This is a genomic window from Alcaligenes sp. RM2 (assembly GCF_052931795.1).
This window is the reverse complement of the sequence record NZ_JBRFIO010000001.1, coordinates 1026913-1041509: the sequence shown is the minus strand read 5'-3', so window position 1 is coordinate 1041509 and position 14597 is coordinate 1026913. Positions and strand designations below refer to the sequence as shown.

Sequence of the window (14597 nt, the reverse complement as noted above, 5' to 3'; positions counted from 1 at the left end):
TGCCCACGAAGCCCGAAGTGTCCGCCTAGTAAAAACCCTCTTGGATGTTTTTCTTGGAAAGACCTACTATTAGCCCTCAATTATCGGATATGAGAATTTTATGGTGTACGACTACGTAATTGTTGGAGCCGGGATGGCAGGCGTGTCTTTGGCCTACCGTTTGCCCGAAAGTGCCCAAGTGCTGGTTCTGGAAAGAGAGTCCCATGCTGCGTATCACTCCACGGGACGCTCGGCCGCGATGTTTGTTGAAACCTACGGTACGGAAACGATTCGTGCCTTGACTGTTGCGGGCAATGATTTTTTCAGCCATCCACCCGCGGGCTTTAGCGATCAGCCAATTTTGCTGCCGCGCGGTGTGCTGTATGTGGGGACCGCCGATCAGCAGGATTTGCTGGACAGCCAGTATCAGGATTGGCATGAACAAGGTCTGGATGTGAGCCGCTTGAGTGCCGAAGAAGCCTTGGCCATGGTGCCCTGTCTGGACCCTGCGCAATTGGCCGGTGCCTTGTATGACGGTCAGGGTCAGGACATGGATGTACATGCCTTGCACCAAGGGTTTCTGAAAGGTGCACAAGCTAAGGGTGTGAAACTGCGTCTGCATACGGAAGTGGTGTCGGCCAAGTGGGATGGCGAATGTTGGGAAGTTCAGCTCAACGCCGAGCCTGCAAGTTTGCGCACTCGTGTGCTGGTCAATGCGGCGGGTGCCTGGGCTGATACCTTGGCAGAACGCTGTGGCGTGCAGGCCTTGGGCATTCAACCCAAACGTCGTTCCGCCTTCCTGTTTTCGCCCCCCGAAGGTGTGGATCATCGTGACTGGCCTGCCGTCATTGATATTGGCGAAGAGTTTTACTTCAAGCCCGATGCTGGCATGTTGCTGGGTTCACCTGCCAATGCCGACGACGTGGATGCCCATGATGTCGTGGCTGAAGAGCTGGATGTGGCCACCGGTATTTACCGTATTGAAGAGCGCACTCAGCTCCGTATCCGTCGTCCCAGCCACACTTGGGCGGGGCTGCGCAGTTTTGCTCCTGATGGCGAGCTGGTGATTGGTCAGGATGCAAACTGCCCCGGCTTTTTCTGGCTGGCCGGTCAAGGTGGCTATGGGATTCAGACCGCCGCAGGCGCGTCCTTGCTGGCGGCCAGTTTGTTGCAAAAGCAGGATCTGCCCGATTCTTTGAAGGCCTTGAATATTGATCCGGCTGTGGTGTCACCCGCTCGTTTCAGAACATAAAAACAGCAGCACTTTGATCTCCCGGAGGAGAAAGCATGTCGAATATAAAAAATATCCTGGGCATTGCGATGGCCTTTGTCGGTGTGGTGGTGGGGGCCGGCTTTGCATCAGGACAAGAGATATTGCAGTTTTTCAGCAGCTTTGGGTATTGGGGGCTGCTGGGAGGGGTGGTCAGTGGTCTGTGCTTCACGATACTGGGCATGGCGGTGGGGGAGCTTAGCCAGGTTTCGGTATCGCATTCCTTCAAAGAGGGTTTGTATCTGATTTGTGGGCCACGTCTGGGTGTGGTGGTCGACATCATGATTACCTTCTTCATGTATGCCATTGCCGTGGTGATGTTCGCTGGTGGCGGCTCGCTGATGGAGCAGCAATGGGGCGTGCCGGCGCAATACGGCAGTATCGCCGTCATGCTGATTACCGTGCTGATTGTGTTCTTGCGCGTGGATCGGGTGATGGCCTTTATTGGCAGCATCACGCCCATCCTGGTTCTGATGATGATTTTCCTGTGTATTTACAGCTGGAATACGCGGGATTTGCCATTGGAAGAACTGGATGTGATTGCGCAGACTAAACCACAAGGTGCGGGGCATTGGCTGGTCGGCTCTTTACTGTACGTGTCCTACAACATGGTGGTGGGGGCGCCGTTCCTGATGATTGCCGGTGCGCAAGCGACTTCTCGGCGCAATGCCTTGCTCGGTGGACTGGTAGGTGGCTTGTTGCTGGGCTTTTTGATTGTGCTGATCAGCGCCGGTGTGTTTGGCCGTATCGATACGATTGGCTCGGCGGCCTTGCCCATGCTGATGCTGGCTACTGAACAGTCCAAACTGCTGGGAACCATTATGTCCGTGGTGATTTTCGCCATGATTCTGACAACCTCGGTGGGTGTGCTGTATTCCTTCTCGGCCCGGATTTTTACGCCCAATACCCGTAAATTCAATATCGGTACGGCTATCGCCGGGGTGCTGGGACTGGTGGGCGCCAAGATTGGTTTCATCAATCTGGTGGGCACGGTATACCCGTTTTTCGGCTACCTGGGCTTTGTTTTGATGGCCTGGATTCTGATTGCCTGGTTCCGTTTGCGCCGCTTACAATCCAGGAATGCTACGTAATGAACTGCTCAGCAAGGAACAGGTAGGAACCCGCCTGCGCCAAGCCCGACATAATCAAAAACAGACACTCAAGCAGTTGTCTGAAAAAACCGGCTTGGCGCTGTCCACTATTTCCAAAGCAGAGTTGGGGCAGGTCACTTTAAGCTATGAAAAGTTTGTGGTCCTGGCCCGTGCCCTGAATATTGAAGTCGGTTCTTTGTTTGCCGTTCCCGATCAGGAAACTGCGCAGCCATTGCCCACCACCGAAGTGGGCATTTCCAGCCATAAATCTACGGCCACCCCTGGCTATGCCACCCGCAACTATGAATACGGCCTGTTGTTTGGCGAGCTCAGCGGCAAGCACATGAATCCGATTCTGGCCGTGATTGATTCACGCGATGCCAGCGAGTTTGACGACTATATCCGTCACGCTGGGCAGGAGTTTGTGATCGTGCTGTCAGGCTCTATTGCCATTCAGTTTGAAACTGGCGAAACCCTGTTTCTGGAAGCCCACGAGTCAGCATATTTTGACAGCGGTATCGGACATATCTATTTATCCACCAGCGAAGACGACGCCAAGGTTGTGGCTGTCTGTACCAGCGGCTTGCCGCCGGGGATTGTTTAAGGTTCGTCGCTTGGTTTGCGCTTGTCCGTTACATCATCAAAAATCGTTGGCAGGATGGTGTTTTGCGTGGCCGATACGGGTGGCGTGCCGTTGGTTTTCAAGGGGGCCACACAACGCGCGGTGGCGTGCTGGAAATACACCGTGCCTACTGGGCGGCCTTTCAGACGAGCCAGTTCGGGCTTGGCGTCAATAGCCGCTTCCGACAAGGGAAAGACAATGCCGCGTGTGGGGATGGTGTGGCGTGAGCTGGCTCCCTCATTGCTGCCGCCTTTGAAAATCCGTACGTGGGCTGGATCCCGGGTCGGGTCTGAGATCACCCATTCATGCAGGCCATTGGCCATATCCTGAATGCCCAGCGGATTGGGTGGGAAGGCGCCCGTCTTGTTTTTGTCTGCTTCATTGCCTTGCTCAGGCACGTTGCGGCCTGCCTGCCACTGGCCGTTGTCGGTTGCCCAGGGAAAGGGCTGGCCACGGCTGCGGGCCGCGTATTCCCATTCAGCCTCTGTAGGCAGGCGCATGTCCAGGCCGGTGTTTTTTCCTAACCAGGCGCAAAAGGCTTCCGCTTCGTCGTAGGGCATATTGGCGACTTGTTCGCCATCGCCTTTTACCGGCTGCCAGCGCGCAGGGCGCTTGGTTTGCTTCAAGAAGCGATCATACAAGGCGTTAGTTGCCTCTTTTTTCATGATGGAAAAGGCGTTGACCTCTACCGGGTAGGGCTCCAGAGCCCCCTGATCCGGCTGCGCCACCCATTGCACGGACAACTCACCGTCGGAGTTACGCATGGGAACCTGAAAATTGCCGGCCATAAAAGAGCCGCCTTCTACCTGGATCAGTTCAGGACCGGGTTCGGGGCGCGTGGGTAGTGATCTCAGCACCAGCAGGAGCAGGACGCTGGCAACGATGAGGGTGGCGCTGATCCGAAAGGGGGTATGACGCAATCTTGTTTCCTTGCTCTCACCGCATGTGAGCTGAGAGCTTTGTCGATTAATTTCGCTTATATGGCCCCGTATTATTCCATGCCTGTTTATAAGACGGGTCTGTCTGAGCGCAGAGTTTAATGATTTATTGGTATGGAGGGGGCGTCTATTATGTTTATTCAGCGTTTTTAGACGGTTTTTCAGGGACAACCGTCAAAGGAATGCGGATAGCCTGGCCTTCCTGGATCATAAAGTGCCAGCGAGTGGCATCAAACAAGGCTGGGCTGATCTCAAAGACTGCGACATCCGAAACGCTCACCAAGGGGTTGATTTTGTCAGGGCCAACCGTGTCCAGATCATGAGCGTAGCGATAGTCCTGTGTCGCTCGCTGATTGGGCGCTACTTTCTGGCCTGAAGGGTCAACCAGAAACAGGCGTGGCCGATGGATCTGCGGATTCAGAGGACGAGGGCTGGTGTTGGTGTAGCGGTAGTGCAAGACGATAAACAGATTGTCCTGACGCGCCGGAGTTGCCAGTTCCCCGGAGTCCAGCTGAGTCTGACGCTGCCATTCATCCAGGTAAGTATGCAGGCGCACACCCTGATAGTCGGGCGTGAACAAGGTCGTCCCGTAGTTCAGAACGGGGGCCGCAGGCGGGATAGGCGCAATGCCGGGAAGGGAGCCAGGCTGATTTTGTGTAGACAGAACCCGATCGTTTTGACTGTAGGCAGTGGCAGAACACAAGGCTAAAGCGGCGCACAGCCAAAAACGGGGCAGGGTGACAGTCATGGATGTGAACAGGGCCGCTTCAAGAGGTGTAGGCAGGGGAATGGGGGCCTTAATCGCAGGCAAAAAATAAACGGCTCATGAGCCGTTTTTCTTAACTACTTTTTTTAGATCGTCCAGCTCTTTGCGCAGGGCGACAACTTCGTCACTGAGCAAACCAATAACGGCCATTTGACTTTGATACATTTCGACCAGCGGGTGGTAGCTAATCCCACGGCTGGTCAGTTCCCGGCAAAGCGCGCTAAGCCCGGTGCCAGCGCGCTTGGTTAAAGTAGCCATCTTCCTGTGATCCATAAGCCTGCATCCTGATCAGTAGTTGTTCGATGTTTACATCCATTAACCATACCAAAATTCGGTGACAATAGTCGTTTTTCTTAAAACTTCTTGTATATCTGTGGTTTAGCGACAGGTCTAGCCCACTTGGAAGTTGCCTTCCGGGTAGCGAATACGGCTGCGTTTGCGTGTGGCCAGCGAGTAAATCAAGGTTAGAGGCCCGAGTCGGCCTGCAAACATCAGCACCATGATCAGGATCTGGCTAGGCGTGGACAGCTTGTGGGTAATGCCGTGACTCATGCCGGTGGTACTCAAGGCCGACGCGGCTTCAAACAGCAGGCTGGTAATGGGCATGTCCTCAAACAAGGTCAGCAGCAAGACGCTGATGAAGTACAGTGCGCCGGTAATCAGGAAAAGGGCCAGGGCTTTCTGTACGGTTTCTGGAGCCACGCTGCGTTCCATCAAGACCACTTCTTCGCGTTGACGGATGTAGGAGCGTACCGCCGCCAGCAAGACAATCAAGGTGCCGATTTTGATACCGCTGGCCGTACTGAGCGAGCCGCCACCAATCAGCATCAGCACAATCAGGGTCAACTGAGTGCTGTCGCGCAGGCTGGCAATGTCCATGGTGGTAAAACCCGCGGTACGGGTGGCCGCATTCTGCATCCAGGCGGCCAGCGCCTGATCGCCCAGGCCCAGCATGCCCAACGTATTTGGATTCGTGAATTCCAGCGCCCAGAGACTGAAAAAACCAATCAGGTTCAGGATGAGTGTTCCGATCAGGATCAGCTTTGTGTACGGCAAAAGTGTTTGCCAGCGTTTTTTCTGGCCTACGTCGGCCAGTACGGTAAAGCCAATCCCGCCCAAAATAATCAGGCCGGATAAAGTCATGACTGACACGAAATCCCCGGAAATGGGGATCAAGGAGTCATGAAATAGCGAGAAGCCCGCATTATTGAAAGCCGTGACCGCATGGAACAAGGCGCGATAAAGGGCTGTGGTCCACGGTAAATCAATGGTCCATCGCAGAAACAGAATGGCGGCGGCGATCAGCTCAATCAGGGCAGCAATCTTGAACACTTGAAAGGCTGTACTGCGGATGCGGGACACGCTGGTTTGATTAAAAGCCTCCAGTGCCAGTGCCTGCTGGTTGACACTGATGCGTTTGTGCATGGTGATGGCCGCAATCACGGCAAAGGTCACAAAGCCCATACCGCCAATTTGCACGAGCAGCGCCAGCACAATTTGCCCAAAGTGCGTCAAGTCTGTTGCCGGATCAATGACCGCCAGGCCCGTGACAGTGACGGCCGAGGTAGCCATGAACAGCGCCTGAAAAATCCCCAGCCGGGGCGTAGCTGCTTGTGGCAGGCTCAGCAAAATCGCGCCCAGAATAATCAGGGCCATAAAACCCAGCGCCAGCACCAGTGGCGGGCTGGCGCTCAGGGTGCGGGTATGAGGATTGACCTCAAGACGGCGAGTCAGACTATTGGGCAGCCAGTTGCGCATACATCAGACCAATTTGGGGGCGGCGGTACGAAGTGCTTGCAGCTGTCCAAGCAGGATCAGCAGATCCTTGGCATGCAGGGCAAAATCAGCATCGGGCTGGATGGTGGTTTGGCCACGACGTTTGACCAGCAGGACCTGAACATCGTTCATTTGCTCGCGCAGCACGTCCTTGATGGTCTGGCCATTCATATTGTCGCTGGCCGTGACTTCGACGACGTAATCACCATTGCCCAGGCTGATGTAGTCGTTGACCATGGGGTAGCTGAGCATTTGGGCGACTCGTATGCCCATTTCTTCTTCGGGGTGAATAATCCGGTTCACACCAATCTTGGCCAGAATCAAGTGCTGGGTATGGGAAATGGCTTTGGCCCAGATTGTCGGAACACCAAAACTTTTCAGGTGAACCACGCAAACCAGGCAGGATTCAATATCAGCCCCAATCGCAACCAGAACTACGTCATAATTGTCCAGCCCCAGCTCTTCCAGAGCCTGGCGGTCAGTGACATCGGCAATGACGGCACGGTTTAATTGGTCCGCATACTTGTTGACCAATTTCGGATTGGTATCCACTCCCAGTACGGAGTGGCCCATTTTCATGAGTTCCAGGGCGCAGGCCGAACCGAAGCGGCCTAATCCTATGACGGCGAACTGTGCCATAGCTTATTTGATCCGTTTGATGCTTGAAACAATTTCAAGCCAAATTAAGCGTTGATGGTATAAAGACATATCTGGTAAAAACCCTTATCGGGTATTCCCTTGGGCGCGTGTCGTTCAAGCCCTGGCGGAAACATCAATAGTGGACAGTGTAAAACAATGGTTAGTTTGTTTGATCCAATCAAACTGGGTGATATTGAACTCATGAACCGCATCATCATGGCGCCCATGACACGCGCACGCGCCTCGGAGGGCCGTATGCCCAATGATTTGATGCGTATGTACTATTGCCAGCGGGCCAGCGCGGGGCTGATTGTAGCCGAAGCCACTTCGGTATCGCCGCAAGGTGTGGGCTATGCCCACACGCCGGGCATCTGGAGTAGTGCACAGGTAGATGCGTGGCGCACGATTACCGAAGCCGTCCATGCCAAGGGTGGCCGTATTGTCTTGCAGTTGTGGCATGTGGGGCGTGTGTCTGATCCGGAGTTTCTGAATGGCCAAATGCCGGTTGCGCCCAGCGCAATTGCCTGTGAGGGCATGGTCAGTCATTTAAGCCCGGAACGTCCTTTTGTAGTGCCGCGTGCCCTGCGCAGTGAAGAAATTGCCGATATTGTGGACGACTTTGCCGTTGCCGCTCAAAACGCGCTGAGCGCCGGCTTTGATGGGGTGGAGATACACGGTGCCAATGGCTACCTGATCGACCAGTTCCTGCATGATGGCTCCAATACCCGCACGGATGCTTACGGTGGCTCGATTGAAAACCGGGCTCGTTTCCTGTTGGAGATTGTGGACGCCTGTGTCGCCATTTGGGGCGCTGGCCGAGTCGGTGTGCATTTGTCCCCACGTGGTGGCTTGCATGGCATGAAGGATTCCGATCCGGCCCGTTTGTTCTCGTACGTGGCTTGCGAACTGGATCGCCGTGATATTGCCTTTTTGTTCCTGCGTGAAAGCCCGGCTTCGGACAGCTTGTTGCCCATGATCAAATGCCAGTTTGGTGGTGCGATTATCGCTAATGAACATTTCGATTTGCCGACAGCACAGACCACTTTATCCAAAGGCATGGCAGACGCCGTGTCGTTCGGTAAGGCTTTTTTGTCCAATCCGGACTTGCCCTTGCGTTTGCAGTTGCGTGCGCCCTTGAATGGCTGGGATCGGGATTCGTTTTACACCCAGGGGCCTAAAGGCTATACGGATTATCCATTTTTGAAATCCAACCCGGAATGGGATCAGCCTGTGGGTGAGGATTTGCAGGCGCATTAAGCTTGCCTGTGATTAAGTAGGTGGAAATAAAAAAGCCCGTTTGATACGGGCTTTTTTAATGGGCTTTATTGTAGATCGGTAGCAGTTTGGGGCAGCGTGCCACTTTCCAAGGTGTATTGCACCTGGTGTTCAGCTACCGCGCACCACTCGAAAAGTGGCTGCCGCTTTAACCAGCAAGCGTTCCTTCTCGTCATACCCGCCACCTTCGCAGTAAGCGGTATCGCCTTCCAGATACAGGCATTGGGCCTTGAACCAGACATCGCCACGAGCAGGCAGTAGAAACTGCGAGTTCATGTCTATGGTGGCCATCCCTGAGCCAGGACGTTGTGCCCGTGCGGCGGCGCTAAGGGTGAAATCCAGAATCGCCATCAAGGTGCCCCCGTGCACATCGGCACGGGAGTTGGCATTACAGGCTTGCCAGGGCAGAAAAGTAATCACTTCCTGCTCGGTGCTGCTCACGGTTTGCAGGCCCAGGTGCTGCATCAGGGGGATATGTGTGCCGAAAAAGTCCTGTTTGGGCTGCGCCAGTTCGGCCTGCAAATGCTTCATGGGTTCAGCTTTTGCTTCACTTGAGCGGAAACCTGGGACATATCGGCACGGCCAGCCAGTTTGGCTTTCACCAGACCCATGACCTTGCCCATCAATGCGGGGCCTTGAGCGCCGTCAGCCTGAGCCTGGGTAATCGCATCGGCAATGGTCGCATCAATTTCGGCGCTATCGGCTTGCTGTGGCAGGTATTCCTGCAGAATCAGCAATTCGGATTTTTCTTTCTCGGCGCTTTCGGTACGGCCAGCAGATTCAAAAGCCTGGATGGATTCGCGGCGTTGCTTGACTTGTTTTTCAATGATGCTGCTTACTTCAGCATCGCCCAGCTCGGTACGTTCGTCCACTTCGCGTTGTTTGATCGCGGCTTGCAGAAAACGCAAGGTCTCCAGGCGTCCGCTATCGCGAGCGCGCATCGCCGTTTTGATATCTTCAGCTAAACGGGTTTTGAGTGTTTGACTCATGGTGGTTCCTGGTTGAACGGGCAAAGCCCTAGTTTAACGCAGGGCGGGGGTAGGGAAAAATCCGATTATTGAAAATCCCGGCTGCGTGCGACCAGATCACCAATCAGGTGATTCATGGATACCAGACGGCGGGCAATTAAATGGCAAACGCTTCCATCCCGTTGCCAGACACCATAGACACCCAGCAGGCGAGATTGAAGCAAGGCCTGAGATTGCGCCTGCGCCAACTCTTCACGCACGATGACATTGACACTGCCGGTTTCATCTTCCAGCGTTACAAATACGGTGCCTTTGGCGGTGCCGGGGCGTTGGCGGGTGGTCACCAGCCCGCAGGCTCGTGCCAGCCGCCTATCCGGGCAAGCTTGGTTGAGTTGTTCTGCGGTGGAGAATCGCAAGGGGGACAACTGTGTGCGTAGCAAGGACAGGGGGTGACGATTCAGGCTCAAGCCCACGGCCTGATAATCACTTAACACTTCCAGTCCCACACTGGCTCGTGGCAAATTCGGGGTGTGCTCCGGCGTTTCAGCATGACTAAGCAATCCTGCCTGACTGGGGCGTCGGGCGTCCCAAACACTGTGGCGGCGTTGGCTATAAGCACTGCGTAAAGCATGGGCCTGGGCCAGCGCTTGCTGATCGTGGGCTGACAGAGCCAGCTCCTGGCGCAAGCAGGCCAGATTCAGCGTACGTTCCGGGTGGCTTTGCCGGTAACTTACGATGGCTTGTGCGCCTTGTTCGCTCAAGCCTTTGACCATGTGCAGGCCCAGACGTACCTGAGGCGGGCCGCCAAGCTCGGAACACACGTGGCTGTCATACAGGCTGTATTGCACATCAACAGGCAAGACCTGAACGCCGTGACGGCGTGCATCCTGGACCAATTGGCTGGGGCCGTAAAAACCCATGGGTTGAGAGTTCAGCAAGGCCGCCAGAAAGTGCTCCGGGTAACGTGCTTTCAGATAGGCGCTGAACCAGGCCAGTTTGGCGAAGCTGGCCGAGTGACTTTCCGGAAAACCGTATTCCCCAAAACCGCTGATCTGATCGAACAGGCGCTTGGCAAATTCTGGAGAATATTTTTTGGCAGCCATACCATCCAGCAACTCCTGTTCAAAAGAGCCCAAACCACCACGACGACGCCAGGCCGCCATGGCCCGCCGCAAGGCGTCCGCTTTGTCAGCCGAGAAACCCGCCGCCTCCATGGCCAGTTCCATGGCCTGCTCCTGAAAAATAGGCACGCCCAGGGTGCGTTCCAGCACATGGCGGATTTCGGGAGCGGGGTAGTCGACTTTGCTGTGGTCGCGACGGCGTTCCAGATAAGGATGCACCATGCCCCCTTGAATGGGGCCGGGGCGCACAATGGCCACTTGCACCACCAAGTCGTAAAAGCATTGGGGACGCAGGCGCGGCAACATGCTCATCTGGGCGCGGGACTCGATCTGGAACACGCCTATGGTGTCAGCGCGCCGTATCATCCGAAAGGTTTTGGCGCTTTGCAAAGGGATGTCCTGCAAGCGGAATGGTTTGCCTTTTTGCTGGCTGATACTGTCCAGGCAGCGACGCAAGGCGCTCAACATACCTAAGGCCAGAATATCGACTTTCAGCAAACCCAGCACATCCAGATCATCCTTGTCCCATTGCACAACGCTGCGCCCTGGCATGGCGGCGTTCTGAATCGGCACCAGCCTGTGCAAGGGTGTTTGTGAAATTACAAAACCGCCAGGGTGCTGGGACAGGTGACGTGGAAAGCCCATCAACTGGCGGGTCAAGGACAACCATTGATGCGCTTGCTCTGGCGGGCATTCGGGAAAGCGTGCCAGGACTTCATCCTGAATGTGGCTGTCTTTAAGCCAGGCACGGTCGCATTGAATCAAGGCCTCGATCAAGGCGGAAGGAATGCTTAGCGCCTTGCCGGTGTCCCGCAAGGCGCTGCGGCGTCTATAGGTGGTGATCACCGCTGTTAAGGCCGCTCGTTGCCGGCCATATTTGCGGTAAATGTATTGAATAACCTCTTCGCGACGCTGGTGCTCGAAGTCCACATCAATATCGGGCGGTTCAGCCCGTGCGCGGCTGATGAAGCGCGCAAACAAGGTATGGCTGCTGGCAGGATCAACTTCAGTAATGCCCAGGCAGTAGCACACGGCCGAGTTGGCGGCAGAGCCTCGGCCCTGGCACAAAATCCCCTGACTGCGCGCGTAACTGACGATGTCATGCAAAGTCAGAAAGTAGGACTCGTATTGAAGGTCTGCAATCAGGCTGAGTTCCTCTTCCAGGCGCGTGCGCAAGCTGTCGCTAATCCCTTTGGGGTAGCGCTTTTGCGCGCCACGCTCGGTTTCCTGTCGCAGATACTCAATGCCACTGAGACCGGGCGGGACAATCTCGACCGGGTACTCGTACTTGATTTCACTTAAACAAAACTGGCATAGCTCCTGGATGTGATCGGTGGTCTCACGCAGTTCGGCCGGGTAAAGATTGGCCAGTTGGAAACGACTGCGTAAGTGATGTTCTGCATTGCTGGCCAGGGACCAGCCGCATTCTTGCACAGGTGTTTTCAGGCGTATGGCTGCCAAAGTATCGTGCAAAGGCTGGCGAGAGCGCACGTGCATATGGACACCACCCAACGCGGCACAGCGTAATCCACATGCCTGCGCTGCCAGCCTGACGGCGCGCAAATGCTGCATGTCCTGATCGCGCCTATGCAGACTGATGCCTAAAAACAGTCGGCCTGCAAACAGGTCCAGCAAATGCTGTGTTTGAAGACGGATGTGCTCGCTATCCAAGCCATAGGCCGGCTTGTAGATGACAAGACAGTCTGGCAGAACCTGTTGTTGGGAACCTTGGCGGGCTTGTTGCAAAAAAGACCAGTCAATCGAGGCTTCCTGCTTCAAGTCCAGTGATTGGTGCAGGTGCGAGATGAATTGACAGAGATTGCCGTAGCCTTCCTTGTTGCGCGGCAGAATCAGCAGCTCATGGGTCTGAGTGCCGTTGCAGGTTCTTGTCTCAGCCTTGGCGACTTGTGGGCGCTGATTGTCCCAACCCCCCGTAAAGCGGAACCGACTTCCAACCAACAGGCGGATTTCCGGATGCAACTTGGCCTGCGCATAAGCGCGCACCACACCGGCCATGGAGGCGTAATCGCATAAGGCCAGCGCTTTGTAGCCCAATTCGGCAGCGCGGCTGATCAGCTCTTCGGGGTGGGACGCGCCATTCAAGAAGCTGTAATTGGACAGGCAGTCCAGTTCGGAATACAGCAGGTCTATATGGGGTTTCATCCAAAGACTCCGTGCAGATACCAGGCATGCTCCTGGCTCAAGTCCCGATAAACCCAATACAAGCGTCCCTGCGGACACAGGGCAATAAAGTAGTCTCGCTGCTGATGCCCGGTGCCGCTCCACCAGCCTGTCTGTACCCGCTCCGGGCCTTGAACCAGGCGCAAGCGCTGCTGATCCAGAAGCGGGGATTGCTGATCGTGTTGTAAAGGCTGAGCCGGGTCCAGCATCCAGCATGGACGTTGCAAAGCCGGACGGTCCGCATCGGGGGGCTGGCTGCGGGACAAGGGGAGCCATTGATTCGCCTGTTCAGGCAAATAGCTGGCTTGGGCGGCAGGTGTCAAAATCTGTTCAGCCCCCAGCCTGGCCTGCAAGCGCTCCAACAGTTGTTGATCCTGCTCTTGCCAATGACGCGCATCGGGAAACAGGCTGCTGGCATGAGTTTGGCGCGGGTGTAGTTGCTGTGCCTGCAGCACCATGCTCTGTACGGCCGCCTGTAATTGCAGTTGCTGGAACTGTTCTTGCCATACGGGCAAAAAGTCCTGGCTACGCCAGCAGGACCGGGCCATTTGCAACTCCAGGCGGGTGGTCGTGGGGTAGTCCTTGTATCTTTCTGTGCGTAGTACTAGTTCCAGACGTCCACAAGCCAACTGGTACTGATTCAACCAGGCCTCCAGCTTGATCAATAGGCGATTTACGGCCCGCAAGACGGTGGGTTTGTTATTGGATGGTGTATCCATTTCCAGCTTGTCTGTAAATTGCGGGGCGGCATGCACCCATTCCAGCGCCCAGCTTTGTGTGCCGTAGGCTTGGTCCAACTGCAACAGCAGGGCACGCAGCCCGCGCTGGGATAGGCCATCGCGGGGGAGTTGGTGCAACTGGCCCAGGGTATGGCAGCCCAGACTATGCAACCATTGCAGCTGGTCGGCAGGCGGAGCCAATAAGTGGATGGGAAGCGAGTTCAGACAGGCCTGCAAACGTCGTGCACAACGACGCTGCTTGCGTCCGGATAAAGCCAGCAAGCAGGCCGCACGGGCAGTGGGTGCCAGGGCCAGGCAGGGCTCGGGAATAAGGGCTTGCAAGTCAGCCCGGACCTGTTGGTACAGACGGCGCAAACCACCAAACAGCCGGATGCTGGCACTGATATTCAGTACCCATAAATCGGCTTGAACCTGTGCCAGCTGGGGGCTGTAGCGCAGCAGAACGGCTTGAATACCGTTCTGCTGTTTTGGGCTGGCCTCAGGCGTAAGCAGGCTCTGGGGCAGTCGCAGGCACAGGTACATGAGACGGAATGGCCGCTGGCGGCATCAGGGTGTGGTGAGGGGCCAACGCAATGCTGTCCTTGCACGGAGGCCCCCGTCGTTTGCGGATATGAACATCCAGCCAGGGCTGCCCCTGCTGGTCTTGGCGAGTCTGAAGTTCAAGACGCAAAAGGGCGGGGCTGTTGGTCTGACTGTGCGCCGGACGTAAACAAAAAAACAGGCTGTCGCTATGGCTGGCTAATAGCTGTAGTTGACGCAAGGCCGCTAAAGGCACATGGGCAGGCAGCCAGCTCAGCACAGCCGCACAGTGGCCGTGACGCAAGGCCTGGGCACTGGCCCACAAGGTATCGTTCAGGTGCTGGCTGCGTATCCAGAGCATGCGGGCGGGCAAGGCGTTTTCTGATGAGCTGTTTTGCTCGTTCGTAACAGGAGTACCACGCCACAGTTGTTGCATGGGTTGATAGGGCGGGGCGACTAAAACACGCAAGCGCTCTGCCTGCAGCGTATTCAAGGCTGGCAACAACAAGGACAAGGCACTGCTGTCTTGCTGTGCATGCAGTTCGATCAGACTGCCCACAGGCCAGCCGCCTCCTGGCAGTTCGTCATCCAGGGCGGCAAACCCGCTGGGCAGGCAAGTGCCTGCGGCATGCGCATAATGCTTGCCTGTCCAAAGGGAAGGGTGAAGATCTAAAAGGGAACGAAGTGCGCTTGCCATAGGTATGCTCCTGGT

At 55.7% G+C, this 14597-nt stretch carries 14 protein-coding genes; 4 read left to right on the top strand and 10 right to left on the bottom strand.

Annotated features, from left to right (window positions below; translation table 11 throughout):
• Positions 1-100: 100 nt before the first annotated feature.
• From ACU6HM_RS04775 to ACU6HM_RS04765, 3 genes are read left to right on the top strand one after another with little or no spacing between them, the layout of a single operon-like run.
• Entirely contained in the window at positions 101-1231 is a 1131-nt protein-coding gene (locus ACU6HM_RS04775; protein ID WP_446763397.1) for an NAD(P)/FAD-dependent oxidoreductase, read from the top strand.
• Positions 1232-1266: 35 nt separating this feature from the next.
• Positions 1267-2340, top strand: coding sequence for a YkvI family membrane protein (locus tag ACU6HM_RS04770; protein ID WP_250755625.1), 1074 nt, complete (start codon positions 1267-1269; stop codon positions 2338-2340).
• Entirely contained in the window at positions 2330-2944 is a 615-nt protein-coding gene (locus ACU6HM_RS04765; RefSeq protein WP_035273216.1) for a helix-turn-helix domain-containing protein, read from the top strand. Before ACU6HM_RS04770 ends, ACU6HM_RS04765 begins: the two co-directional genes overlap by 11 nt.
• Here ACU6HM_RS04765 and ACU6HM_RS04760 read toward each other — a convergent pair.
• The 5 genes from ACU6HM_RS04760 to ACU6HM_RS04740 all read right to left on the bottom strand — a co-directional run bounded on the left by ACU6HM_RS04760 (position 2941) and on the right by ACU6HM_RS04740 (position 7081).
• Positions 2941-3882, bottom strand: coding sequence for a formylglycine-generating enzyme family protein (locus ACU6HM_RS04760; RefSeq protein WP_250755627.1), 942 nt, complete (start codon positions 3880-3882; stop codon positions 2941-2943). The genes ACU6HM_RS04765 and ACU6HM_RS04760 overlap by 4 nt on opposite strands.
• Before the next feature lie 154 nt (positions 3883-4036).
• Entirely contained in the window at positions 4037-4711 is a 675-nt protein-coding gene (locus tag ACU6HM_RS04755) for a hypothetical protein (RefSeq protein ID WP_446763396.1), read from the bottom strand.
• Positions 4712-4723: 12 nt separating this feature from the next.
• Positions 4724-4924 (bottom strand): hypothetical protein, encoded by a 201-nt coding sequence (locus ACU6HM_RS04750; RefSeq protein WP_223254031.1) that lies wholly within the window; start codon positions 4922-4924, stop codon positions 4724-4726.
• Between the two features lie 132 nt (positions 4925-5056).
• Positions 5057-6424 (bottom strand): TrkH family potassium uptake protein, encoded by a 1368-nt coding sequence (locus ACU6HM_RS04745; RefSeq protein WP_250755629.1) that lies wholly within the window; start codon positions 6422-6424, stop codon positions 5057-5059.
• Between the two features lie 3 nt (positions 6425-6427).
• A complete protein-coding gene (locus tag ACU6HM_RS04740) occupies positions 6428-7081 on the bottom strand; it encodes a potassium channel family protein (RefSeq protein WP_446763395.1) in 654 nt (217 codons plus the stop codon).
• Between the two features lie 156 nt (positions 7082-7237).
• Here ACU6HM_RS04740 and ACU6HM_RS04735 point away from each other — a divergent pair, with 156 nt between their 5' ends.
• Positions 7238-8338, top strand: a complete 1101-nt coding sequence (locus tag ACU6HM_RS04735) for an alkene reductase (RefSeq protein ID WP_009454209.1) — start codon at positions 7238-7240, stop codon at positions 8336-8338.
• Between the two features lie 129 nt (positions 8339-8467).
• On the opposite strand, the gene ACU6HM_RS04730 is transcribed toward ACU6HM_RS04735, so the two are convergent.
• From ACU6HM_RS04730 to imuA, 5 genes are all read right to left on the bottom strand, one after another.
• Positions 8468-8887: a PaaI family thioesterase gene (locus tag ACU6HM_RS04730; RefSeq protein WP_009454207.1), complete on the bottom strand. Its 420-nt coding sequence runs from the start codon at positions 8885-8887 to the stop codon at positions 8468-8470.
• A complete protein-coding gene (locus ACU6HM_RS04725; protein WP_009454206.1) occupies positions 8884-9345 on the bottom strand; it encodes a GatB/YqeY domain-containing protein in 462 nt (153 codons plus the stop codon). Before ACU6HM_RS04725 ends, ACU6HM_RS04730 begins: the two co-directional genes overlap by 4 nt.
• Positions 9346-9410: 65 nt before the next feature.
• Positions 9411-12608 carry an error-prone DNA polymerase gene (locus ACU6HM_RS04720; RefSeq protein ID WP_446763394.1) on the bottom strand — a complete coding sequence of 1066 codons (3198 nt, stop codon included), beginning with the start codon at positions 12606-12608 and terminating at the stop codon, positions 9411-9413.
• Positions 12605-13888 (bottom strand): Y-family DNA polymerase, encoded by a 1284-nt coding sequence (locus ACU6HM_RS04715; RefSeq protein ID WP_009454204.1) that lies wholly within the window; start codon positions 13886-13888, stop codon positions 12605-12607. Before ACU6HM_RS04715 ends, ACU6HM_RS04720 begins: the two co-directional genes overlap by 4 nt.
• Entirely contained in the window at positions 13845-14582 is a 738-nt protein-coding gene (imuA, locus tag ACU6HM_RS04710; protein ID WP_254499278.1) for a translesion DNA synthesis-associated protein ImuA, read from the bottom strand. The genes ACU6HM_RS04715 and imuA overlap by 44 nt, the downstream gene beginning before the upstream one ends.
• Positions 14583-14597: the final 15 nt, after the last annotated feature.

What these genes read in the sequence shown, in the direction of transcription:
- ACU6HM_RS04735 (WP_009454209.1), top strand. Translation starts at nt 7,238, where the DNA reads ATGGTTAGTTTGTTTGATCCAATCAAACTGGGTGATATTGAACTCATG.
- ACU6HM_RS04720 (WP_446763394.1), bottom strand. Translation starts at nt 12,608, where the DNA reads ATGAAACCCCATATAGACCTGCTGTATTCCGAACTGGACTGCCTGTCC.
- ACU6HM_RS04770 (WP_250755625.1), top strand. Translation starts at nt 1,267, where the DNA reads ATGTCGAATATAAAAAATATCCTGGGCATTGCGATGGCCTTTGTCGGT.
- ACU6HM_RS04730 (WP_009454207.1), bottom strand. Translation starts at nt 8,887, where the DNA reads ATGAAGCATTTGCAGGCCGAACTGGCGCAGCCCAAACAGGACTTTTTC.
- ACU6HM_RS04715 (WP_009454204.1), bottom strand. Translation starts at nt 13,888, where the DNA reads ATGTACCTGTGCCTGCGACTGCCCCAGAGCCTGCTTACGCCTGAGGCC.
- ACU6HM_RS04765 (WP_035273216.1), top strand. Translation starts at nt 2,330, where the DNA reads ATGCTACGTAATGAACTGCTCAGCAAGGAACAGGTAGGAACCCGCCTG.
- imuA (WP_254499278.1), bottom strand. Translation starts at nt 14,582, where the DNA reads ATGGCAAGCGCACTTCGTTCCCTTTTAGATCTTCACCCTTCCCTTTGG.
- ACU6HM_RS04740 (WP_446763395.1), bottom strand. Translation starts at nt 7,081, where the DNA reads ATGGCACAGTTCGCCGTCATAGGATTAGGCCGCTTCGGTTCGGCCTGC.
- ACU6HM_RS04775 (WP_446763397.1), top strand. Translation starts at nt 101, where the DNA reads ATGGTGTACGACTACGTAATTGTTGGAGCCGGGATGGCAGGCGTGTCT.
- ACU6HM_RS04745 (WP_250755629.1), bottom strand. Translation starts at nt 6,424, where the DNA reads ATGCGCAACTGGCTGCCCAATAGTCTGACTCGCCGTCTTGAGGTCAAT.
- ACU6HM_RS04725 (WP_009454206.1), bottom strand. Translation starts at nt 9,345, where the DNA reads ATGAGTCAAACACTCAAAACCCGTTTAGCTGAAGATATCAAAACGGCG.
- ACU6HM_RS04750 (WP_223254031.1), bottom strand. Translation starts at nt 4,924, where the DNA reads ATGGCTACTTTAACCAAGCGCGCTGGCACCGGGCTTAGCGCGCTTTGC.